The organism is Taklimakanibacter albus (genome assembly GCF_016595235.1).
Classification (GTDB): Bacteria; Pseudomonadota; Alphaproteobacteria; order Rhizobiales; family Aestuariivirgaceae; genus Taklimakanibacter; species Taklimakanibacter albus.
In genome coordinates, this window is record NZ_JAENHL010000008.1 from 637,692 (window position 1) to 659,530 (window position 21,839).

At 62.9% G+C, this 21,839-nt stretch carries 20 protein-coding genes; 7 read left to right on the forward strand and 13 right to left on the reverse strand.

Annotation, left to right across the window (positions count from 1 at the left end):
* Window position 1: 1 nt before the first annotated feature.
* Window positions 2-994 (forward strand): M14 family metallopeptidase, encoded by a 993-nt coding sequence (locus JHL16_RS25905; RefSeq protein WP_200187790.1) that lies wholly within the window; start codon window positions 2-4, stop codon window positions 992-994.
* Here JHL16_RS25905 and JHL16_RS25910 read toward each other — a convergent pair.
* Together JHL16_RS25910 and JHL16_RS25915 are read right to left on the reverse strand one after the other, a co-directional pair.
* Window positions 966-1,919, reverse strand: a complete 954-nt coding sequence (locus JHL16_RS25910) for a LysR family transcriptional regulator (protein WP_200187791.1) — start codon at window positions 1,917-1,919, stop codon at window positions 966-968. The genes JHL16_RS25905 and JHL16_RS25910 overlap by 29 nt on opposite strands.
* Window positions 1,920-1,931: 12 nt before the next feature.
* Entirely contained in the window at window positions 1,932-2,852 is a 921-nt protein-coding gene (locus JHL16_RS25915; RefSeq protein ID WP_200187792.1) for a LysR family transcriptional regulator, read from the reverse strand.
* A gap of 275 nt (window positions 2,853-3,127) precedes the next feature.
* Between JHL16_RS25915 and JHL16_RS25920 the strand changes: the two genes are divergently transcribed.
* From JHL16_RS25920 to JHL16_RS25945, 6 genes are all read left to right on the forward strand, one after another.
* Window positions 3,128-4,258: an ABC transporter substrate-binding protein gene (locus JHL16_RS25920; RefSeq protein WP_200187793.1), complete on the forward strand. Its 1,131-nt coding sequence runs from the start codon at window positions 3,128-3,130 to the stop codon at window positions 4,256-4,258.
* A gap of 214 nt (window positions 4,259-4,472) precedes the next feature.
* Window positions 4,473-5,348: an ABC transporter permease gene (locus JHL16_RS25925; protein WP_200187794.1), complete on the forward strand. Its 876-nt coding sequence runs from the start codon at window positions 4,473-4,475 to the stop codon at window positions 5,346-5,348.
* Entirely contained in the window at window positions 5,345-6,154 is an 810-nt protein-coding gene (locus JHL16_RS25930; protein ID WP_200187795.1) for an ABC transporter permease, read from the forward strand. The genes JHL16_RS25925 and JHL16_RS25930 overlap by 4 nt, the downstream gene beginning before the upstream one ends.
* A 1-nt stretch (window position 6,155) precedes the next feature.
* On the forward strand, window positions 6,156-7,244 hold the full coding sequence (locus tag JHL16_RS35455) for an ATP-binding cassette domain-containing protein (RefSeq protein ID WP_200187796.1): 1,089 nt from the start codon (window positions 6,156-6,158) through the stop codon (window positions 7,242-7,244).
* Window positions 7,245-7,259: 15 nt separating this feature from the next.
* A complete protein-coding gene (locus JHL16_RS25940; protein ID WP_137856017.1) occupies window positions 7,260-8,036 on the forward strand; it encodes a creatininase in 777 nt (258 codons plus the stop codon).
* A complete protein-coding gene (locus tag JHL16_RS25945) occupies window positions 8,033-8,812 on the forward strand; it encodes a creatininase (RefSeq protein ID WP_200187797.1) in 780 nt (259 codons plus the stop codon). Before JHL16_RS25940 ends, JHL16_RS25945 begins: the two co-directional genes overlap by 4 nt.
* Here the strand turns inward: JHL16_RS25945 and JHL16_RS25950 are convergent, their stop codons facing one another.
* The 11 genes from JHL16_RS25950 to JHL16_RS26000 all read right to left on the reverse strand — a co-directional run bounded on the left by JHL16_RS25950 (window position 8,813) and on the right by JHL16_RS26000 (window position 21,741).
* Window positions 8,813-10,744, reverse strand: coding sequence for a primary-amine oxidase (locus JHL16_RS25950; protein ID WP_200187798.1), 1,932 nt, complete (start codon window positions 10,742-10,744; stop codon window positions 8,813-8,815).
* 314 nt (window positions 10,745-11,058) lie between these two features.
* Complete coding sequence (locus JHL16_RS25955) at window positions 11,059-11,760, reverse strand: SDR family oxidoreductase (protein ID WP_200187799.1); 702 nt, start codon at window positions 11,758-11,760, stop codon at window positions 11,059-11,061.
* 13 nt (window positions 11,761-11,773) lie between these two features.
* The gene (gene gabT / locus JHL16_RS25960) at window positions 11,774-13,069 is read right to left on the reverse strand and encodes a 4-aminobutyrate--2-oxoglutarate transaminase (protein ID WP_200187800.1); all 1,296 of its coding nucleotides are present in this window, start codon (window positions 13,067-13,069) and stop codon (window positions 11,774-11,776) included.
* The gene (locus JHL16_RS25965) at window positions 13,066-13,254 is read right to left on the reverse strand and encodes a hypothetical protein (RefSeq protein ID WP_137860052.1); all 189 of its coding nucleotides are present in this window, start codon (window positions 13,252-13,254) and stop codon (window positions 13,066-13,068) included. The genes gabT and JHL16_RS25965 overlap by 4 nt, the downstream gene beginning before the upstream one ends.
* Complete coding sequence (locus JHL16_RS25970) at window positions 13,254-14,954, reverse strand: hydantoinase B/oxoprolinase family protein (RefSeq protein ID WP_200187801.1); 1,701 nt, start codon at window positions 14,952-14,954, stop codon at window positions 13,254-13,256. Before JHL16_RS25970 ends, JHL16_RS25965 begins: the two co-directional genes overlap by 1 nt.
* A gap of 11 nt (window positions 14,955-14,965) precedes the next feature.
* A complete protein-coding gene (locus JHL16_RS25975; RefSeq protein WP_200187802.1) occupies window positions 14,966-16,990 on the reverse strand; it encodes a hydantoinase/oxoprolinase family protein in 2,025 nt (674 codons plus the stop codon).
* Window positions 16,991-17,019: 29 nt separating this feature from the next.
* Window positions 17,020-17,757 carry a GntR family transcriptional regulator gene (locus JHL16_RS25980; RefSeq protein ID WP_200187803.1) on the reverse strand — a complete coding sequence of 246 codons (738 nt, stop codon included), beginning with the start codon at window positions 17,755-17,757 and terminating at the stop codon, window positions 17,020-17,022.
* Complete coding sequence (locus tag JHL16_RS25985; RefSeq protein WP_246771172.1) at window positions 17,744-18,793, reverse strand: branched-chain amino acid ABC transporter permease; 1,050 nt, start codon at window positions 18,791-18,793, stop codon at window positions 17,744-17,746. The genes JHL16_RS25980 and JHL16_RS25985 overlap by 14 nt, the downstream gene beginning before the upstream one ends.
* Window positions 18,793-19,707 (reverse strand): branched-chain amino acid ABC transporter permease, encoded by a 915-nt coding sequence (locus tag JHL16_RS25990; protein ID WP_200187804.1) that lies wholly within the window; start codon window positions 19,705-19,707, stop codon window positions 18,793-18,795. Before JHL16_RS25990 ends, JHL16_RS25985 begins: the two co-directional genes overlap by 1 nt.
* A 7-nt stretch (window positions 19,708-19,714) precedes the next feature.
* Entirely contained in the window at window positions 19,715-20,464 is a 750-nt protein-coding gene (locus JHL16_RS25995; RefSeq protein ID WP_200189547.1) for an ABC transporter ATP-binding protein, read from the reverse strand.
* 65 nt (window positions 20,465-20,529) lie between these two features.
* Window positions 20,530-21,741: an ABC transporter substrate-binding protein gene (locus JHL16_RS26000; RefSeq protein WP_200187805.1), complete on the reverse strand. Its 1,212-nt coding sequence runs from the start codon at window positions 21,739-21,741 to the stop codon at window positions 20,530-20,532.
* Between the last annotated feature and the right edge of the window lie 98 nt (window positions 21,742-21,839).

The window sequence follows — 21,839 nt, forward strand, 5'->3', positions numbered from 1 at the left end:
GATGCATGCCACCATCGACATCGATCTCGATGCGGCGGGGCGCCAGTCGGGCAGCCTGAGCCTTCCGGCTCTGCTGCCCGACGGCGAGGAGCGGCGCATCACCACGCCGATCCACTGCCTGGCGCAGGGCGAAGGTCCGACTCTCGTGCTCACCGCCGGGGTGCATGGCGATGAATATGAAGGGCCGATCGCGCTGGCCGAGCTGGCGCGCGGCCTTGATCCCGGATCGATCAGAGGCCGCATCATCATCCTGCCACGGGTGAATGCGCCAGCCTGCGATGCAGGGGTGCGCAGCACGCCGATCGACGGGCTCAATCTCAACCGGGCCTTTCCCGGACGGGCCGACGGCCCGTTCACCAGCCGGCTGGCGCATGTCATCGAGACCGAGCTCTATGCCCGCGCCGATTACGCCGCCGACTTCCATTGTGGCGGCGCCATCCTGCACTTCCTGCCGTCGACATTGTTCGTCGTGACCGGCGACGAGCAAGAGGACCGGCGCCGGCTCGATCTCGCACGCGGCTTCGGCGCGCGTCATTGCATGCTGTTCGGCGCCAAGACCATGGGCGTCGAAGTCAGCATCGACGCCGCGATGCTGCGCCAGGACGTCATCGGCATCAGCGGCGAATTCGGCGGCTCGGCAGAGGTGACGCCCGCCGCTATGGATCTGTGCCGGACCGGGCTCAAACGTCTCCTTGGCCATCTCGGCATCACACCGCCGCAAGCACCATCGGAGCCGATCGAGCCGCAGCTCGTCGATGTCCGCCCTGATGAATGCTACGTGCTCGCCGAGATGGAGGGATTGTTCGAGCCTCTGGTGCAGCTCGGCGACGATATCGCCGCCGGCGCGCTGGTCGGCAGGCTGCATCGTCATGATAGAGAGCCGCTGCCGGTTCGCGCGCGCACCGGCGGCGTCGTCATGGCGCGCCGGTCCCTGGCGCGCTCAGCCACGGGTGACTGGCTTTATATTATCGGCCGGCCGGTGGCATCGCTTTAATTTCGGTCCTCCGCGCCTTCACGATCGCCAGGAAGCTGCGCACCATCGGATTGGCGAGCGAGGCCCGATGCGCCTTGACGACGATTCCTGTCTCCTTGGCAATGTCCGCGGGCCGGATGGCGCGGAGCTGCCCTCGCTGCTCCCAGGCTTCCGCATAGTGCGTCGGCAGGAAACCCAGATGCGTACCGGCCAGCACCAGGAACAACACGCCTTCGGTCTGGTGTGAGGTGGCGGCGGATTTGAGCCCCAGCTTCTCGAAGGCATGGCTCTCGGCGAGCGAATAACCGTGCTGGACCAGCTTGTACTGGGCCAGCCGCTCGTCGGTGAGCTCCGTATCGGCAGCGGCGAAGGCTTCATGGCCGGCGCCGCAATAAAGCAGGCTGCGCTCCATCGCCAAGGGGGTGATGAGCGCCCGCGACGGCCGCGCATCGGCGACCGAAACGGCAATATGGAGGCGGCGCTCATCGACGGCGCGATCGATCTCACTCTCCGAGCCGATCATCATATTGAGCCTGACGGCCGGATTGGCCTTGGAATAATCGGCGAGAATTTCGCGTAAGGGTATGGTCTCACTGGTGACCAGCGTGTCGATGAAGCCGATATAGAATTCGCCGATCAGCTCGGAATGGAAGGCGTTGATGCGCGAGCGGAACTCTTCCAGCGACACCAGAAGCTGCGAGATCGCCTCATAGACGACCTTGCCCTCCTCGGTCAGCGCGAAGCCGCTGCGGCCGCGCTCGCACAATCTGACGCCGAGGCGGATTTCGAGATCGCTCACATGTTTGCTGATTGCCGATTTGGTGAGGCCGATCTCGGCTTCGGCGGCCGAGAAGCCGCCGCAATCGGCCACGGCACGGAAGACGCGCAGGAGCTTTAGCTCGAAATCGGTGAATTGTCCGGCGAAGATACGATGGGGCCAGGTCATGTCAGAGACCGATCACACTTCCTGCTCGATCGTCGCCGCCTCGAGAGCTGCCCAGAAATCCTTGAGGAAGGTGTCCATCAGCAGCGACGCCGCGTGGCCCTTGCGGGTCGCGATATAATAAGCCGCACTCCAGCCCAGCACTTGCGGCAGCACCGATTTCAGCTCTCCTGTCGTCACCCAGGCGTCGCCGAAATGCTTCGGCAGGAAACCGATATAGGAACCGGTGCGGATCAGGAAGGATTTTGCGAGCACGTCATTCACCGTGGCGGAAGCGGTTTCGACCATCAGGCGCGGCAACTCGGTCTGCATCCACATGCTGCGCGAAACGACGCGGTAATGCGAGAGGTCCTGCACATTGATCGACTGCGGGTCCTTCTCATAAAGCGGATGGCGGCGGCCGCAATAGAGATCCTGCTTTTCCGAATAGACATATTCATAAGAGAGGCCGCTGATCTTGCGCGGAAAACAGCCGACCACGACATTGAGCTGGCCGTCGAGCAGCAGCTTCTCCATGACATGCAGCTCTTCCACCCTGACCGTCACGCGCGCATCATTCTCACGCTGGTTGAAACGCCAGATGGCGTCGTGGACGGGCGACTTGGGGTTGGTGATGGCGGAATCGAGCAGGCCCAGATTGAGCGCGCCGTTCAATTGCCCGCGCAGGCCCGCCACCTCGCCGGTAAAGTCACCGATGACGGCGAAGATACGCTTGGCGGCCTCATAGACCACCGCGCCCTTGTCGGTCAGCTGGAAGCCGACCCGGCCACGCTGGCAGAGCTTGGCGCCCAGGCGCTGCTCGAGCTCGGTCATATGATTGCTGATGGTGGAAGCGCCGATATTCATCTCGGCCTGAGCGGCGGTAAAGCCGCCATTCTCGACTACGGCGGTGAACACCTTGAGCAGGCGGAGGTCCTTCTCGGCGAAATTAAACATGTCAATTTCTCAATGTATCTTAATTCATTTGCCAGAAGTTCAACTTATTTAAGCGCTGCTCAAAATTCAATCACTCAGACATATCAGCATAACTCATTAAAATACATACATATTATGTTATCTCGTGGATGAGGCATTAAAAGCAACATAACCAAAGCATCAAACTTATCTACACCACATCGATATTTGTTAGAAGGAGCAAGTGTGAAAGTCTCCCGCCGCGCCAACGTAAAAAACGGGCGTCCAGAACCGGGTGGGAACAAAGGAGACGAACAATGATCCATACATATAAAGGCCGGGGACTAGTCACCCGCCGCAGCCTGCTCAAGGCCGGCGCTGCTCTGGCCGGCACGGCGAGCGGGTTTTCACTGGCGCGGGCGCAGTCCGACGACAAGGTCGTCAGCCTTCTGAGCTGGCCCGGCCATGGCGCGCAGGATGTCGTCGGTGATTTCGAGAAGGCCAATGGCGTCAAGGTCCAGGCCAAGGAATATACCAGCGGCGAAGAGATGATGGCGCTGCTGCAGTCGTCGCCGCCCGGCACTTTCGACGTGATCCTCAGCGACGCCGAATATACGAGCCAGCTGCAGCAGGCGAGCCTCATCGACGAAATGAATCCGGCCGACTATCCGCTCGATGACTTCTGGCCGGAATTCCAGAAATTCCCGGCCCAGTTCGTCGACGGCAAGCTCTACGCCATCGTCGTCGACTATGGCTTCCTCGGCCTTGTCTACAACACCAAGCGGCTCAGCCGCGAAGAAGTCGACTCCTATGCCATCCTCTCGACTGAGAAGGTCAAGGGCAAGGTCGGCATGTATGACTGGTATCTGCCCAATATGATGTGCCTCAGCCTCGGCGAGGGCAACCGGCCGCCGCATGACATCGACAACGCGAAATACGACACGCTGAAGCAGAAGCTGTTCAGCCTCGCGCCGCAGATGTCGGGCATCGGCGTGTGGTCCTCGGTCTTCTCGCAGCTCACCAATGAAGAATCCTGGGTGATGCCGGGCGTCGGCGCCTGGGCGGCTCTCCTCCTCGAAAAGGGCGGCGTGCCGATCAAGGCGGTGGTGCCGAAGGAAGGCGGCCTGCAATGGACCGAGATGCTCTCGGTCTCGGCCAATTCGGGCAAGAAGGATCTCGCCAAGAAGTTCATCCAGTATATGACCTCGGCCGAAGGCCAGGTGAAGGAAGCGACCAAGGCCGCTTATTGGGCCTCGATCCCCAACAAGGCCGGCTGGAAGCTTCTCAATGAGAAGAATCCGGAAGCCGCCGAGAAGCTCGAGCACAAGCTCGATGCCCGCAACGTCATGGACGAGCTCAAGGAAGGCAAGATCTTCGTCCGCGACGTGCCGAAGCAGCAGCCGATCGAGACCTGGAACGAGGCCTGGACCGAATTCAAGAACATGTAATGAGCGGGGAAGCGTGCCGTCCGCGCAAATCCTCCCGCGCGGGCGGCCGCTTTGAGCCATTCTCGATCATGACAAATTCAGGTAGATTTGGCCCTCACCCTGAGGTGCGAGCGAAGCGAGCCTCGAAGGGTCTCGTGCAACATGTTCGCTCTCTCCTGATGGATGCTTCGAGGCCCAGCTACGCTGGGCACCTCAGCATGAGGGGTGTAAAGAAATGAGCGCATCCGGGACCACTAATACCACTCGCCGCAGCTCCCTCTTCGCCTGGGCGCTCGCGCTGCCGATGCCCGTCTGGCAGACCCTGTTCTTCGTCGCCGCCCTCCTCTTCCTGGTGGTGATGAGCTTCTGGTCGGTGCAGAATTTCCGCGTCACGCCGGATTTCACCTTCGACAACTGGGCCAAGATCTATTCGGCCGGCTATTTCCGCGTCACTTATGTGCGGACCGTCCTCTATGCGCTCCTCGCCGCCACGCTGGCGAGCCTGATCGCCTTTCCTTGTGCCTATGGCCTCGCCTTCAAGGCCTCGCCGCTGATGCGCCGCATCGTGGTGGCGAGCCTCATCATGCCCTATTTCACCAGCTATCTGGTGCGCGCCAATTCCTGGAAGATCCTGCTCACCGACCAGGGCGTCATCAACAGCGTGCTGGGCACCGTCGGCCTCGGCCCCTTGCCGATGACCAGCAATCTCTTCGCGGTGATGATCGGCTATCTGACCCTCATTCTGCCGATCGTGATCCTGCTCCAGTATTTCAGCCTTGCCAATGTCGACCGCCGGCTCATCGAGGCGGCGCATAACCTGCGCTGCGGGCGCGTGCGCACCGTGTTCCAGGTCATCATTCCGAGCGCCCGGACCGGTCTCATCCTCGCCGCCACCTTCGCCTTCATCCTGTCCTTCGGCGACTTCGTCAGCCCGAGCTTCCTCGGCAACAACAAGCCGCCGACGCTCAGCGTGCTTATGGTCGATGCCGTCAAATCCGGCTCGCAATGGCCGCGTGCCGCGGTGGTGGCGCTCACTATGGTGGCGACCCTGCTGCTCGTCGCCTTCCTCGCCATGAATTTCGCTTACGGCGAGAAGAGGAAGCGCTCATGAAGGCCGACCGGATCATTTCCCTGGCGTTCAAGGCCTATATCTGGCTGGCGCTGCTGTTCGTCTTTGCGCCGATCCTGACCAGCTTCGTCTTCTCCTTCGACGCCAATAAATTCGCCGCCATTCCCTGGGGCGGCTTCAGCACGAAATGGTACGCGGAAGCCTTCGGCGATCCGGAAGTCGCCAAGAGCCTGCGCAACACGGTGATCGTGGCGCTGTCGAGCTCGATCCTCGCGACGCTGATCGGCTTCACCGCCGCCTATACCGATTACCGCTATGATTTCTTCGGCAAGAAAGTCTATCTGGCGCTCGCCTTCATCCCGCCGACCATCCCGGTGATCATTCTCGGCGTCGCCATGCTGGTGCTGCTCGGCCGCATCGGACTCTCGGGCCAGCTTCATTCCGTCATCATCGCCCATGTCGTCTATTCGCTGCCCTTCGCCATGGCGCTCATCCGCCTGCGCCTGTCGCAGATGAACAAGGACCTCGAGGCGGCGGCGTGGAATCTCGGCGCCAGCCAGTGGCGGGCGCTCAAGGAAATCATCATCCCCTTCTGCCTGCCGGCGATTTTCTCGGCGCTGTTCCTCACCATGGCGGTTTCGTTCGATGAATATGCCATCGCCTGGTTCGTCTCCGGCTTCAACGAGACCCTTCCGGTGCGCATCCTCATCCTGCTGCAGCGCGAGGTGAGCCCCAAGGTCAACGCCATCGGCAGTCTCGTCTTCATCGTCTCCATGACTCTCGTGATGCTCGCCCAGATCGTCTTCCTGATGCGCGAGCCCGGGTCCGGCAAAGGAAAGAGGATCTAACGTGGCTGAACCGCTCCTCGTGCTCGACGGCGTCGTCAAGCGTTATGACGACCATACCGCCGTCCATAAAATCGATCTCGAGATCGCCGCCGGTGAGTTCATTGCGCTGATGGGGCCATCGGGCTGCGGCAAGACCACCACCTTGCGCATGATCGCCGGTCTCGAGGCGCCGAGCGAAGGCGAGATCCGCCTCCGCGGCCGGCGCATGAACGACGTGGCGCCGTGGGAGCGCGACACGCCGCTCGTCTGGCAGAGCCTGGCGCTGTTCCCCTTCATGAGCGTGCTCAAGAATGTCGAATTCGGCCTCAAGATGCGCAATATCCCAGCGGCCGAGCGCACCAAGAAAGCCATGCCCTGGCTCGAACGGGTCGGCATCGCCAAATATCGCGACCGCAAGGTCGACCAGCTCTCGGGCGGCGAACGCCAGCGCGTGGCGCTGGCCCGCGCGCTCGTCACCGAGCCCGAGATCCTGCTGCTCGACGAGCCGTTGTCGGCGCTCGACGCTCATCTCGTCATCCGCATGCAGGCAGAGCTCAAGCAGCTGCAGCAACAGCTCGGCATCACCTTCTGTTATGTGACGCACAGCCAGTCGGAGGCCTTCGCCATGGCCGACCGCGTCGCCATCATGGCCGAGGGACGGCTGCAGCAAGTGGGGCCTCCGCGCGAAGTCTATCGCGCCCCTGCCAACCGCTTCGTCGCCGAATTCGTCGGCGCCAATAATCTGCTGAGCGGCAAGGTGAAGTCGATCGCACAAGGCATCGTGATGGTCGAGACGGCGGCCGGCATCATGCGGGCACGGGAGAATCCCCTTCTCGCCCTCCTTCCCGGCGATGCGGTCACCGTCGTCGTCAGCGCCGACCGCGCGGTGGTCAGCGACAGCACCGCCGACGGCGAGAACAGCCTCGCCGGCACGGTGATCGGCGAGCAGTTCGTCGGCGCCTTCGTAACGCTTCACCTCGATCTCGGCGACGGCAGCACCTTCCGGGCGCAATTGCAGCAGCATGCGCTCGAGCCTTTGGGCCAAGTGCGCGGCAAGCGCCTCAGCCTGCGCTGGAAGCCCGAACATACCGTTCTTCTCAAAGACAAGTGAATGATGGGAGCCTTGATGAGCAACAGCGTATTGATCTCCGAACTGGCCTGGACGGAATATGAGAAGCGTCTCGCGGGAGGCCGGACCCCGGTCCTCATCCCGGTCGGCGCGCTCGAACAGCACGGGCCCCATCTGCCATTGAACTGCGACACCGTCATTCCGACCGCGGTCTGCGTAGAGGCCGCCAAACGGATCGGCGCCCTGGTGGCGCCGCCGATCGAATATGGCTACAAGTCGCAGCCGCGCTCGGGCGGCGGCAACCACTTCCCCGGCACCACCAGCCTCGACGGCCACACGCTGGTGCTGATGACGCGCGATATCATCCGCGAATTCGCCCGCCATGGCGTGCGCAAGATCGCCATCGTCGTCGGCCATACCGAAAATCTCATGTTCACGACGGAAGCCTGCGACCTCGCCATCCGCGATCTCAAGGCGCAAGGCATCACCGATATGAAGATCATCCATATGGGCTATTGGGAATTCATGACCGAGGCGACCATGCACAAGGTCTTCCCGGACGGTTTCCCGAGCTGGAATCTGGAGCATGCCGGCGTCATGGAGACTTCGGTGATGCTTCACCTACGCAATTCGCTGGTCGATTTCGACCAGGTGCCGAAACATGCGCCCGCCGATTTCCCGCCCTATGACATCCATCCGGTCGAGCCGCATCGCATTCCGGCTTCAGGCGCCCTCTCCTCGGGCCAGACGGCGACGGCCGAGAAGGGCAAATACATGTTCGATGAATATGTCGAATCGATCGCCGCGGCGCTGACGAAGGAGTTCGCGCTGTGACGAGCGTTCATATCGCCGAGCTGAGCTGGACGGCCTATGACGAGAAGCTCAAACGCGACAATCCGGTGATCATCCTGCCGGTCGGCTCGCTCGAGCAGCACGGGCCGCATTCGCCGCTTGCCACCGATACGATCATCCCGCAGGAGATCGGCATCGCGGTGGCCGAGACGATCGACGGCCTCATCGCCCCGCCGATCGCCTATGGCTACAAGTCGATGCCACGCACCGGCGGCGGCAATCACTTCCCCGGCACCACTAGCCTCGACGGCGACACGCTGGTGAGACTGACGCGCGATATCCTCTGCGAATTCGCCCGCCATGGCGCGCGCCGCCTCCTCATTCTCGATTCACATTACGAGAACGAGATGTTCCTGATCGAGGGCATCGACCTGGCGCTCAAGGATCTCAAGAGCTGGGGCATCGACGATCTCCGGATCATGAAGGTGCGTTACTTCGAGTTCGTCTCGGAAGCGACGCTGGCGACGGTGTTCCCGGACGGCTTTCCGGGCTGGCCGCTCGAGCATGCAGGAGTCATGACGACCTCCGTGCTGCTGCATCGCCGCCCCGACCTTGTCCATATGGACAAGGTGCCGAACCAGAAGCCGGTCATCTATCCGCCCTATGACCTGTTCCCGGTCGATCCGAAGAAGGGCACGCAGACCGGCATTCTCGCCACGGCGAAAGGCGCCACGCCGGAAAAGGGAGAGATCCTGTTCAAGGAATATGTCGCCGGCATCAGCGCCGCCACGCGGGAGGCTTTCGGGCTCAACGCCTAACTACACGCAGCAGCTCTTGCGTTTCTCCGTCGGCGGCACGTCGAGTGTCGGGTTGCGGTCGAAGAAACCGTGTGGCTGCAGCAGGAAGCCGCAGCTCACCGTGGGCTGCACCGGATAATCCTCCGTCCGCACGATGTGGTGGTGGCCGAAGACATGCCAGAGCGTGATCGGCCGGTCGGCGACGGTGCGGTCTACCTCGGTCCAGCGCGGCAGCCCCTCGCCTGGCAGGCTCTGATTGACATAATCACCGGCCGGCCAGCGCTCCGCTTTCGAGGTCGGCGTCACCCAGACATGATTGCGGGTGAAGCCGCCACGCAGATCGAGCTGCGAGCCTGATCCGCCCAGCTCTTGAATCACGCTGTGCGCGACGAGCTTGTAGGCGCGGGCTCTCCCGAAAGCGTCCTTCCTGTCGCGATTGACGATCTTCCAGAAGCGATTGGCGCTGGGATCGGCACGCCGGCGCGCCTGCTTCTCGGTGAGAAGCGGCGTCTCCACTGCATGGAATGAATTGTTGTAGGGATTGCCGGGTCCTGGCCCATCCAGCAAAGTATCGACCTCCACCACCGTATTGTCGGGCCCGTCGACCGCCATATCGAGCCTGGCGCAAAAGAGATGCTGATGGATCTGGCCGTAGACCTCGGGCGCAACCTCGGTGCTGTAGCTCGCTCCCTTGGCCGGATCGGAGCCGGCGGTGTTGATGACGCCGGTGAGCTTGATGTCGAGGGCTACGGTTCCATCGAGATGCAGCGACCAATAGAAGGCATATTCATAATTGCCGACCGTCGAGATGAAAGAGACGACAAGCTTGCGGGCGCGGCGTGTATCGGCTTCCTGAGTACGGAAATCCGTGTGCTTCCACAGCAGCCCCGCATCCTCCTCATGCAGGCAGACGGCATTGGGAATGACCATCGACGTGCCCGCCGTCGTATTGAGCACGGCGTCGAAATAATGGATGGCGCCCAGGCAGTCGCAGCCGAGCGTCAGGCTGTTGGCAAGGGCGCCGATGCCATATTCGCCGCAATCGAAGGCGTTTTTGCGCGGATGGACACCATGCGGCGCGCCATAGGGCACGATCATCTCGGCGATCGCGGCGCGACGCATCACCTGGCGCCAGTCGCCGCCCTCCTGCCTGATCTTCAGATCATGCAGGACGAGGCCCTCGCGCGGCGTGAAGCCGACATGGAAGCGCCAGCCGCACCAGTGGACGAGATTGCCTTCGACGGTGAAGCTCGGTCCTTCCGGCTGCACGATGTCGATCGGCTTGATGTCCTGGCGCCAGTCCTTCCGGAAGCGGGCGGCGTAATTGCCCTCGGCCCAGGCGATCGTCCAGGGCCCGGCATCATCGACGCTCACCACCTCGCCGGCATTGATGTCGATGATGGCGCTCAGGCCTTCGATCGGATGGGCGAATTGATTGTCGAACGGTTTGGCGCGCACCCAGGCGAAGCTCTGGATTAACCGCCTCTCCGCTTCGCCCGGAACCCCGAAGCTTCCCGTCGACCAGGGATCAACGCAGACCATCGACATGTCGGTAATGCCGCGCCTCTCGAGTGCCGCAAGAAAGCGCGGATCCTTCATGATGACCTCCTCGGCGAGCAGGAAGTCATCGGGCCCGATGCGCGGCTGGGCGCCGGGTCGCGGCGTCCAGGTCAGGACACGTCCTTCGCTGAGGGAGACGACGGTCTCATACAGCATCCCGTCGGCCATGTTGTAGGCGGCGACGAAAGCACGCCGTTCGACGGGCTCGCCTGCTTCATGGGCTTCCAGCTCACGAGCCTCAGGCTCATCGAGGACGATGGTCTCGAAGCGCATGCCAGGGCCCAGGTCATGAACGGCGCGCAGGAGGGCCGCCGCCCGGACAATCTCCTCACCGCTCAAACCGTCGAGCGGATGCTGGTTGCGTGAAGCCGACCGCGTGGCGATGTCCTGCATGGGCTGCCCTCTCTCCCCGGATGATCGGGCCAGATTGGCAAGAAAACGCGGCAAAAGCCACAGCAGGGAAATTGCAGTCACATGGGAGGCGTCTGGCCCCGCGGCATGAATCAGATCTCCCTCCGCCGCGCAAAGCGCGGGGAGGGTGTCCGCCCGCAGGGCGGACGGGTGGGGTCTCTCCGCCGACAAGTGCCCATCGACTGACCTGAACAACTCGCACTTGAGAGATACGCCGCGTGGCGAGACCCCACCCGTCGCGCGTTCCGCGCGCCACCCTCCCCGCCTTCGGCGGTGGAGGGAGGAACAGCGTGCATCTACCAGGGTATCTCCTTACCCTGATAGTCGAGGAAACGATGGCCGCCTGTCCCGCGGGCGGCCTCGACGATATCCACCATGCCGGCGACGCTGGTTGACGCATCGAGCGGCGCTTCCGTTCCACCCATATCGGTCTTCACCCAGCCGGGATGGAGTGACAGCACGGTCGGCCGCGGCGACGGCAGCTTGGCGACGAAGCTGCGCGTCAGCGAGTTCAAGGCGGCCTTGCTCGCCCGATAGAGGTCGTAACCACCGCCTTCGTTCCGCGCGATGCTGCCGAGCTGCGACGTCATGAAGACCAGGACACTCTTTTCGTCGCGCAGATTGCCGCGCAGCGCCGCGGCGAGACGGATCGGCGCCAAGGCGTTGGTCAACATCAGCTCGTCGAATTCCGCATCGGTGACGCGCCGCGGATCATGATGGCTCGGTCCCATGATGCCGGCATTGACATAAAGGACATCGAGGCGCTCGCCGCCGAGCTCGGCCTTCAGCGCCGCGATGCTTTCCGGCTTCGCGATGTCGAGCGCCTTGATCGAAATCCGGTCCGGCCGTTCGCCCTGCAGGCGGATCAGCTCATGCGCCCTTGTCACATCGCGCGCCGTCCCGATCACCGTCCAGCCGCGATCGGCGAACTGGCGGACAAGCTCGAGGCCGAGGCCCCGCGAGGCGCCGGCAACGAGTACGACAGGACGCTCGCTCATAGGCCCTCCCCGACTAGAGTTTCTCACCTTGGGCCGCGCGGATCACCGCCTCCAGCCGGTCCAGTCCCTCATCGAGAATATCGAACGGGATCGTGAGCGCCGGCAGCAGACGCACGCCATTGCCTCTTATCCCACAGTTGAGGATCAGCAATCCTGAATCGAGCGCCAGCTTCGTCACCTTCTTGGCGAGGTCGGGCGCCGGCGCCCTGGTGGCGCGGTCGGTCACGAATTCGATCGCCACCATGGCGCCCTGGCCTCGCACTTCGCCAATGGTCGGAAATTCATTGCCCTCGGCCCAGCGGTCGAGCCTGGCGCGGATGCGCCGGCCGATTTCCTGGGCGCGTTCGACCAGCTTCTCCTCGGCGATGACATCGAGCACGGCGAGCGCCGCGGCACAGGCGAGCGGATTGCCGGCAAAGGTCGAGCCGACGCCGCCGGCCGGGATGCGGTCCATGATGTCGGCACGCCCGGTGATCGCGGCGATCGGGAAGCCCCCGCCTAATCCTTTCGCCAAGGTGACCAGATCGGCGCTGACGCCCGTATGCTCCATCGCGAACATCTTACCCGTGCGGCCGAAGCCGGTCTGGATCTCGTCGGCGATGAGAAGAATGCCATGCTCGGTGCAGATCTCGCGCAATTTGCGCAGGAACGACACGGGTGCGGGATAGAAGCCGCCCTCGCCCTGGATCGGCTCGATGAAGATCGCGGCGACGCGCGAGGGATCAGCCTGGACGCGGAAGATCTGCTGCAGGGCCTCGAGGGAATCGGCCTCGCTCACGCCATGGAAGGCGATCGGGAAAGGCGCATGATAGATGTCGCCCACCAAGGGACCGAAGCCCGCTTTGTATGGCACGGTCTTCCCGGTCAGGGTCATCGCCAGCAGCGTGCGGCCGTGGAAAGCGCCCGAAAAAGCGATGAGCGCCGAGCGGCCGGTGACGGCGCGTGCGATCTTCGCGGCATTTTCGATCGCCTCGGCGCCCGTCGTCACCAGGAAGGTCTTCTTGGCGAAATCGCCGGGCACCAGTGCGTTCAGCCTTTCGCACAAGGTGACATAGTCTTCATAGGGCGTCGTCTGGAAGGACGTGTGAGTCACCCGGTCGAGCTGCTGGCGCACCCGATCGAGGACTTTCGGGTGACGATGACCAGTGTTGGTCACCGCGATGCCGGCGGCGAAGTCGACATAACGCGTGCCTTCGACATCCCACAATTCGGCATTCTCGGCGCGGTCGATATAGATGTCGGAGTGTTTGGCCAGACCGGCGGGAATGGCGGCGCTGCGACGCGCCGCCAGAGATGCATTCGATCTCACGATGTAACCTTTACCTTGCTGCGACGAGCGTCGCGATCCTTCTTCCAGTCGATGCACCAGGACGAGCAATAAGATGCATTATCCGGTCCCTTCACCGCCTGGTCGATCTTGTCATAGATGAGCACACCGCAATTCGTGCATTTGGTGTAGCTCTCGATATAGAGCCCGTTCTGGGAGAATTTCATTATTCGGCCTCCTGATACTTATAGGCGCGCTTGGCGAAGTCCTTGCTGATGTAACCTTCATGGAGATCGTCGCGGACCAGCTCCTTCGGCCGCTTGCCGGGATCGCCATAACCGCCGCCGCCCGGCGTCACGAGCTTGACGCGATCGCCCTCGCGGATCGACACGTTGGAATAGCGGCTCGTCGATTTCTTGCCATAGGCCTCGCGCATGGTCTTCCACTTCTCCTCGCCCGATTTCTGGACGAGCGTGGCACCGGTGCCGCCTTCGCCGCCGCCATTGAGCCCCCAGGGCGCGATGAGATGGCGGTCGGTCATCTGCGAGCAGATGATCTCCTTGTTGAGGCAGAGCATCTGCTTGGTATAGCCGAGACCGCCGCGGAACTCGCCGGCGCCGCCCGAATCCGCATTGAAAGCCAGGCTTTCGATGCGCCAGGGGAAACGCGTCTCGTAGACCTCGACCGGTGTGATGCGGCAGTTGCCGTTGATCGAGTCGACCGCGTCATTGCCATCGGCGAAAGCGCGACCGCCCCAGCCCACGGCTTCGAGATCGTAGCAGGCGAAGAACTCGCCCGTATCGGCATCGACGCCGCCAAAGACGAAGTTGCAGTGGGTGGCGCCCTCGGCCGCCATGATGCGGTTCGGCACCGCCTTGGCCATGGCGCCCATGATGGCGCCGACGATGCGCGGATGCGTCTCGGTATTGCCGCCGACCTCCGGCGCCGGGAAGTCCACATTCACGATGGTACCGGGCGGCGCCACGATGCGGATCGGCCGGAAGCAGCCGGAATTGCGCGGGATGGACGGGTCCGTCATGTGCAGCACGGCGTTATAGGCGGCCGATGTGGCCACGCCGAGCGTCGCATTGATGGGACCGGCCGCCTGCGGCGACGAGCCGGTGTAATCGACGATGATGTCGCCACCCTTCTTGGTGACCTCGACCTCGATCGTATGCTTGCGGTCCTCTTCGATGCCGTCGCTTTCAATATGGTCGATGAAGTTGAACCGCCCGTCGGGCAGCGCCTCGAGTTCGGCGCGCATGCGGCGCTCCGAATAGAGCAGCAGGTCACGCACCGTGTCCTGCACCTTCTGGCGCCCGTATTTCTGGAAGATGCCGGCCATCTGCTTCTCGCCGAGATCGACGGCGGCGATCAAGGCGCGCAGGTCGCCATAATTCACGCGCGGCGTGCGCACATTGGCGAGGAGCAGCTTCCACACCTCGATATTGTCCTTGCCGCGCTTCTTGATCTTGACCGGCGGGATACGGAGGCCTTCGTGGAAGATCTCCGTCGCCTCGCCGCAGAAGCCGCCCGGCGCCATGCCGCCCACTTCGGCGATATGGCCGATGGCGACGGCGAAGCCCATGAGCTCGCCATCGGCGAAGATCGGCTTGAAGAAGGTGTGCTCCGGCGTATGGAGGCCGCCACGATAAGGATCGTTGTGGAGGATGACATCGCCCTCCTCGATCTCCGACAGCGGGATCTCCTTGAGACAGGAACGCACGAGGAGCGGCATGCCGCCGATCTGCGAGGGACAATAATCAGCGACCGCGATCATATCGCCGTTGAGGTCGGCCAAGCCGCAGGTGAAATCGAGCGCCTCGTTGAAGATCGTCGAATAGGACGTCTTCATCAGCACGATGCCCATCTCGCGACAGATGGAAACCATGGTCGATTCCAGAATATTCATGGTGACGAAATCCATGATCGGTCTCCTTATGAGGCGATAAGCAGGTTGCCGAAACGGTCGACAACCAGGTTCTGTTCGGGACGAAGAATGGTGACCGAGGCGTTTTCCTCGACGACGGCAGGTCCCTGGACCTTGTCGCCGTCCTTGAAATCCTCGCGGTTGAAGACCGGCACTTCATGCCAGCCCTCCTCATACCGCACGCGCCTTGTGCCGCGCGGCTCAGGCTTGCCTGAGCCTTTCGCCAGCGTCTTCATCTCCGGCTTCTCGGAAACCGAGATGGCGACGACCTTCAGATTGACCGTCTCGATGGTCTCGCCCGGGATGGCGAAACCGAAGCGCGCCTCATGCTCGGCATGGAAGCGCTCCCAGAGGTCGGCGATCGTCTCGTCATTGAACTCGTTGCCGGGGAAGCTCAGCTCGAGCTCGTGATTCTGACCCAGATAGCGCGCCTCGATCGAGCGATAGACCTCGATGCCTTGCGTGTAGCCATATTGGGTCAGCTCCGCCACGGCGCTGTTGGCGAGCTCGGTCATGGCCGCCGTCGCGCGGGTCGCATCGAAATATTTCGAGGTCTGCTGCACGGTACGGTGACGGTCGACGCGGGCGTCGGTCATGATGAAGCCGAAGGCCGAGAACTGGCCCGGATAGTTGGGGACGAGGCCCTTGGGGATGCCGGCGATCTCCATCAGGTCGCAGACATGGACCGGACCGGCGCCGCCGGAGGCCAGGAGCGTGAAGTCGCGCGGATCGAGGCCGCGCTGCAGCAACACCGCCCGCAAGGCGCCCAACATGTTGTTGTTGGCGATCTGGACCATGGCATAGGCGGCCGCGTCGGGCTCGATATTCAGCGCCTTGGCGACCTTACCGACGGCGCGATGGGCGGCGGCCGCATCGAGCTTCATCTTGCCGCCGAGGAAATAGTCCGGATTGATGCGGCCGAGCACGACATTGGCATCGGTCACGGTGGCATTCTCGCCGCCCCTGCCATAACAGGCCGGGCCTGGTGCGGCGCCGGCCGATTGCGGGCCGACGCGCAGCATGCCGCCCTTGTCGATCCAGGCGATCGAGCCGCCGCCGGCGCCGATCGTATGGATGTCGATCATCGGGACCTGGATGGGAATGCCCCATTCGATCTCGAAGCTGGTGGTCACATGCTCCATGCCATCGACGACGGTCGAGCAGTCGGTGGAGGTGCCGCCCATATCGAAGGTGACGATATTGTTGATGCCAGTGAGGCGCGACAGAGCCCGCGTCGCGACGACGGCGCCGGTCGGGCCGGAAAGCGTCATCTGCACCGGTGCCGCGGCAGCGCCGTCGAGCGTCGCCTCGCCACCATTCGACTTGATGACGCCGACCTTGCCGCCGATGCCGATGCCGTCGAGGCGCTTCTGCATGCGGCGGAAATTGTCGGAGACGATCGGCTTCAGATAGGCATCGGCAATGGTGGTCGAGGCCCGGTCATATTCCTTCCATTTCGGCAGAACGTCGTAGGAAATGGAGATCGGCGTATCGGGCAGCACTTCGGCGAAGATGTCGCGGACGCGCATCTCATGGGCGGGATCGATATAGGAGAAGAGCGTGCAGATGGCGATCGCCTCGATGTCGCCTTGCGCCTTGATCTTCTGCGCCAGCGCGCGCACCGCCGCCTCGTCGAGCGCCTCGACGACCTCGCCCTTGGCGGAGAGGCGTTCGCTCACTTCATGGCAGTTGCGGCGCGCGACCAGCGGCTTGGTCTTGATCCAGGTGATGTCATAGTGGCTGCGGCGGTCACCGCGCTGGATGAAAGGCACATCGCGGAAGCCAGATGTCGTGACATAGGCGACCTTGGCGCCCCGCCGGGTCAAGAGCGCATTGGTGGCGATGGTGGTGCCCAGGCGCAATTTGTCGAGCTTCTTCACATCTTCGACGCGTTCCAGGCCTTCGAGCACGCCATCGATCGGCTCGGCCGGCGTCGTCAGATTCTTCCAGTTGTGAATCTCGCCGGTCTTCGGGTCGTAGGACACGAAATCGGTGAATGTCCCGCCGATATCGATGCCGATGATGTTCTGCATGTCACTTTCTCCTGAACTCTCAAAACGCGTTACGTTGTCTTGGCCGGACTCTTCTTCTCGTAGGCTTTGACGATACGCTGCCACGGGTCCTCGATATGGGTGACCATGGCGGCGATAGCCTTGTCGGGATCACGGGTCTTCAGCGCCTCGACCACCGGCCAGTGATCGACGGCGGCGGCATGCAGGCTTTCGAAGCGGTGCTCGACCAGGGTGATCAGCATGCGCACCTCGGCATAGATGTCGCCGAAAGCCCGCGCGATATGGCGGCTCCCGGACAACTCGCAGATGCGCTGATGGAAGGCGATGTCGTTCTCCACCAGGCCGCGCTCGTCACCGGCTTCGGCCGCCGCCACCATGGCATCGACGATCCCGGCGACGGCTTCGAGGTCGGCATCCGACATACGCGGCAGCGCTGCCCGGATGGCGGCGCTTTCGATGCAGATGCGGAACGTGAAGATATCGTTCACGTCCTCGAGCTCGAAATGGCGCACGAAGTTGCCCTTGTGCGGGATGGCGATCAGCAGACCGCGCTCCTCGAGCTTGCGCACCGCCTCGCGAATGGGGTTGCGGCTTATTCCTAAACTGCGGGCGAGTTCGGCCTCGTTGATCCGTTCACCCTGCTGCAGCCGCCCCGAAACGAGCTGCTTGAACAGGAAGTTCTCGACCTGGTCGACCAGGCTGTTGCGGTCGAGCGTCGTCGCCGCGGCTGATTCGCGTAAGGACTGCGAGCTCGGCGTGGAAGCCTTGCGGCCGTCATGCATCGCCATGTTTTGTCTCCGAAATGCTCTGCCGTCGCGCGAACGGCCAGGCGAATTCGCGGCCCTTGGTCAGTCCGTCGCGACGGAAAATCAACACCAGGAGCATAACCACCGCGAGCACGACTTCCTGGCTTCCCGCTGGAATCGCAATTTCCTGTCCGGAGACGGAAACACCGGATTCCATGCGCCGCAGTATGTCAGTCACGAAGGAAATAACAACCACGCCCAACACCGCACCGGACAGCGACCGCATGCCGCCGACGACCAGCATGGTGAGGGTGATGAAGGTGAGGCTGAGGAAGAAGGTGTCGACCGAGATGGTGCCGAGGAAGTGCGCGTGCAACACCCCCGCCATGCCCATGACCAGGCCGGACAGAGTGAAGGCGGCGAGCCGCATCCAGTAGACGGAGATGCCCGAGGCGCGCGCCGCCACCTCGTCCTCACGCGTCGCCCGAAGCGCCAGGCCCCAGCTCGAGATCTGGAAAAGATAGGCGATCACCATGGCGAGGCCGGCGACGGCGAATGCGAGCCAGGGAGTCACGTAAGTGGGCAAACCGACGATGGAGGCGGTGCCCATCGTGACCTTGTCCCAGTTCGAATAGACGACATTCAGGATGAACAGCGCCGCCAGCGTCGAGATCGACGCGGCGATGCCTGAAAGCCGCATGAGGATGAGGCCGAAGACGAAAGCCGCGATAGACGCCAGGATGGCGGCGCTGATGCCGGCGGGCAGCACCGGATAGGTGTGGCTGCGCAGGAAATCCGGCAGGCCCGACATGGTGATCGGCTTCAGGGCGGAGCAGCAGGTCTGCCAGGCCGTGGCATAGGCGGCGATGGCCATGAAGGAGACATGGCCGAAGGAAACGACGCCGGAATTGCCGATGAAGATGTAAAGCCCGACGACGGTGACAATCTTGATCAGGGCCTCGGTCACCGAACGCTCGACGGAGATCGAGCCGAACTGATCGGCAAGCAGGACGATGACCGCCAGAGGCAGCAGCAGGCCGAGAACCGGCCAGGCCTGTTTCAGGAGACGCAGAACCATCACACGCGCTCCCTTGAGGCACTGGAGGGAATGAGGCCCTTGGGACGGACGAGCAGGACCAGGATCACGAGAGCGAAGACGCCGGCGTCACGGAAAGCGCGCAGGTCCGGCGGCAGGTAGGCCTGGAGCAGCACACTGGTGACGCCGACCAGAAAGCCGCCCAGCGCCGCGCCGGCGAGCGAGCCCATGCCGCCGATGACGGTGGCGAAAAACGCGAAGATGACCGGCATGATGCCCATCTTGATGTCGAGCGTGCCGGTCTGGGCGACAAGCAGCAGCGAAACGATGCCGGCAAGGAAGCCGCTCAGCGCGAAGCCGAAGGCGATGACCTTGTTGGCCCTGACACCCAGGAGCCGCGCCATCTGGAAATTCTCGGCCGCGGCGCGCATCTGGATCCCGATGGCGGTCTTCTTGAGGAGAATGACGAAACCGATGAGGAGGCTCACAGTGACGGTCATCGTCACCAGCTGGACGCCCGGAATGCGCACACCGAAGATGTCGATGGCCTGGGCCAGCGATGAGCCCATGGCGATCGATTTCGGCCGCCCGGTATGCACCAGCATCAGCGCATGCTGGAGGAAATAGGAAACGGCGAAGGACGAGATCAGCAAGGTCGCCGGATTGGCGTTGCGCAAGGGCCGGAAGGCGATGCGCTCGGTCAAGAGCGCCACGATGATGCAGGTGGCGAGAACGCCCGCCACCATCAACGGCCAGGGCAAGGCGCCGAACAGTAAGGGCGGCGTGACGCTCGCGGTCGGCACCACCAGCGCATAGGCGCCGATGGTGAGATAGTCGCCTTGTGCGAAATTGATGAGGCGCATGATGCCGAAGACGAGCCCGATCGCCAGCGCCACCAGCGCATAGAGGCTTCCCAGAGCAGCGGCGTCGAACAGGACCTGGATGAAATTCAGCATCGGTCCCTCAGATCACCTGGCTGCCGGTATTCTTGGAGCCGAGATAAGCGCGCCGCACTTCGTCATTGGCGCGCATTTCCGCTGGCGTTCCCTCGGCAAGGCTCTTGCCATTGTCGAGGACATGCACGCGGCGGCAGGCGCCCATGACGACCTGCATATTGTGCTCGATCAGCAGTACGCCGCAGGCAAATTTGTCAGGGATACCGGCAATCAGAAGCATTAGCTCGTCGCATTCCTGGTCGTTCATGCCCGAGGCCGGCTCGTCGAGAAGCACGAATTTCGGTGACAGCGCCAGCGCGCGGGCGATGCCGACGCGGCGCTCGTCGCCGTAAGGCAGGCTGCCGGCGAGCATGGCCGCCTTGTCGGCGCAGCCGATCCAGTCGAGCAACGCATCCGCCTTGGCGCGCGCCTCCTTGCGCTTCTTGCCGGAGCCGATCGCTGCGACTTCGAGATTCTGGCGGACGGTGAGATCGCGGAACAGGCGCGCCGCCTGGAAGCTGCGGGCCACACCGGCGCGGGCCACATTGCGCGGGCCCAGACCTTTCAGCGATCGCCCATCCAGCGTGACGTCGCCGGTCGTCGCGGCCTGAAACCCTGTGAGCACATTGACCATCGTGGTCTTGCCGGCGCCATTCGGCCCGATCAGACCCAGGACCTCGCCTTGTCTCAGCTTGAGGTCGACGCCTTTCAGGGCCTTCAGGCCGCCAAAGGCGACATGCACGTCCCGGGCGTGGAGACCGCCATCCTGTGCGAGCATGCTCACTCTATCCTCTTTCCGGAGAACGGCCTGCCGCATTGCGGCGGCAGGCCCGCTTGCAAGCGTCAGTTACCGACGCGGAACAGGAGTTCCATCGAAGGCGTGAAGCTGTTGCGGTAGATCTCGACCGCCCGGAAGGATTCGTTCTCGACCTTCATGATGAGCCAGGGACGCGCGGTCTGAATATGCAGCTCCGGCGTATAGGAGGTCGGGCCGACCAGGAAAGGCTGATCCTTATAGGTGTTCATCACCTCGAGCACCTTGTCGGAGTCGGTGCCGCCGGCCTTCTCGACCGCATAGGCCCACTGCTCGATCAGGCTGTAGCCCAGCACGGCATAGGAAGAGACCGGCGCCTCGTTCCAGCGCGCTTTGTGATCCTCGACGAACTTGTTCATCTCAGGACGCGGATCATCGCCATAAAGCGACATGAAGGCGGCGAGATAGAAGTTCTTGAGGCCAGGCGCCGAGTTCAGCCAGTAATTGTCGACCATCGCGGTATTGGCGAGGATCGGCAATTCGACGCCGGCAGCACGGATCTGACGCACGGCGGAAGCGCCACCGGGCGTGAAGCTGCAGACGAAGACGGCATCGGGCTGGGTGGGCAGGCTCTTCAGCCGGGTGATCTGTGCGGCGATCGAGGGATCGTCGTTCTTGAACGTGTCATTGCCGAGGATGGACGCCTCGCCGCCGCCATTGATCCAGGCGGCGCGGAAGCCGGCGCAAGCCGACTTGTTGTATTCGATGGTGAGATCCTCGAGCACATAAGCGGTCTTGAGGCCGAGCTTCTTCTGGGCGTATTCGGCGATGGCGATGCCTTCCGACTGCGCCGCGCTGTTGGCGGTGAAGGCATAGGGGCCGACGCCCTGGACGCCCATCTTCGGATCGGCGGCGCACAGGCTCATGGTGATGATCTTGGCCTGGTTGCCGGCGAGCGCCGCCGGGGCGCCGAAATCATAGTCGCAGGACACGACGAGCAGATCGACGCCCGCCTCGACCAGCTCGGCGCCCGCGGTCGCGGAGCGCTCACGCTCGGTCTTGGTGTCGATCACCTTGTATTCGATCTTGCGGCCATTGAGGCCGCCGGCCTTGTTGATCTCCTCGATGCGCATCACCGCCGCCTTGAAGGGCGGGCCGTCATAATTGTGCAGCCAGCCCGACTCGGCGATGGCGAAGCCGATCTGGATCGGTTTCTCCTCGGCCTGGGCTGCGAGGTTCATGGACAGAAACGTGGCGCCGAGAAAAGCCGCAGCGCGCAAGGTCGAGCGAAAAAGACTCATATTTTGACTCCCTGCCGGCATCCCGGGGCGGGACGCCACTTCTTGTGATTATCAGTCTTTTGTAGACTGTGGACAGAGGACAGGCTAGGTTAGAGAAA

What these genes read in the sequence shown, in the direction of transcription:
- JHL16_RS25950 (WP_200187798.1), bottom strand. Translation starts at nt 10,744, where the DNA reads ATGCAGGACATCGCCACGCGGTCGGCTTCACGCAACCAGCATCCGCTC.
- JHL16_RS26000 (WP_200187805.1), bottom strand. Translation starts at nt 21,741, where the DNA reads ATGAGTCTTTTTCGCTCGACCTTGCGCGCTGCGGCTTTTCTCGGCGCC.
- JHL16_RS25990 (WP_200187804.1), bottom strand. Translation starts at nt 19,707, where the DNA reads ATGCTGAATTTCATCCAGGTCCTGTTCGACGCCGCTGCTCTGGGAAGC.
- JHL16_RS25965 (WP_137860052.1), bottom strand. Translation starts at nt 13,254, where the DNA reads ATGAAATTCTCCCAGAACGGGCTCTATATCGAGAGCTACACCAAATGC.
- JHL16_RS25920 (WP_200187793.1), top strand. Translation starts at nt 3,128, where the DNA reads ATGATCCATACATATAAAGGCCGGGGACTAGTCACCCGCCGCAGCCTG.
- JHL16_RS25925 (WP_200187794.1), top strand. Translation starts at nt 4,473, where the DNA reads ATGAGCGCATCCGGGACCACTAATACCACTCGCCGCAGCTCCCTCTTC.
- JHL16_RS25980 (WP_200187803.1), bottom strand. Translation starts at nt 17,757, where the DNA reads ATGGCGATGCATGACGGCCGCAAGGCTTCCACGCCGAGCTCGCAGTCC.
- JHL16_RS25975 (WP_200187802.1), bottom strand. Translation starts at nt 16,990, where the DNA reads ATGCAGAACATCATCGGCATCGATATCGGCGGGACATTCACCGATTTC.
- JHL16_RS25915 (WP_200187792.1), bottom strand. Translation starts at nt 2,852, where the DNA reads ATGTTTAATTTCGCCGAGAAGGACCTCCGCCTGCTCAAGGTGTTCACC.
- JHL16_RS25940 (WP_137856017.1), top strand. Translation starts at nt 7,260, where the DNA reads ATGAGCAACAGCGTATTGATCTCCGAACTGGCCTGGACGGAATATGAG.
- JHL16_RS25985 (WP_246771172.1), bottom strand. Translation starts at nt 18,793, where the DNA reads ATGGTTCTGCGTCTCCTGAAACAGGCCTGGCCGGTTCTCGGCCTGCTG.
- JHL16_RS25905 (WP_200187790.1), top strand. Translation starts at nt 2, where the DNA reads ATGCATGCCACCATCGACATCGATCTCGATGCGGCGGGGCGCCAGTCG.
- JHL16_RS25995 (WP_200189547.1), bottom strand. Translation starts at nt 20,464, where the DNA reads ATGCTCGCACAGGATGGCGGTCTCCACGCCCGGGACGTGCATGTCGCC.
- JHL16_RS25910 (WP_200187791.1), bottom strand. Translation starts at nt 1,919, where the DNA reads ATGACCTGGCCCCATCGTATCTTCGCCGGACAATTCACCGATTTCGAG.
- JHL16_RS25930 (WP_200187795.1), top strand. Translation starts at nt 5,345, where the DNA reads ATGAAGGCCGACCGGATCATTTCCCTGGCGTTCAAGGCCTATATCTGG.
- JHL16_RS25970 (WP_200187801.1), bottom strand. Translation starts at nt 14,954, where the DNA reads ATGGATTTCGTCACCATGAATATTCTGGAATCGACCATGGTTTCCATC.
- JHL16_RS25955 (WP_200187799.1), bottom strand. Translation starts at nt 11,760, where the DNA reads ATGAGCGAGCGTCCTGTCGTACTCGTTGCCGGCGCCTCGCGGGGCCTC.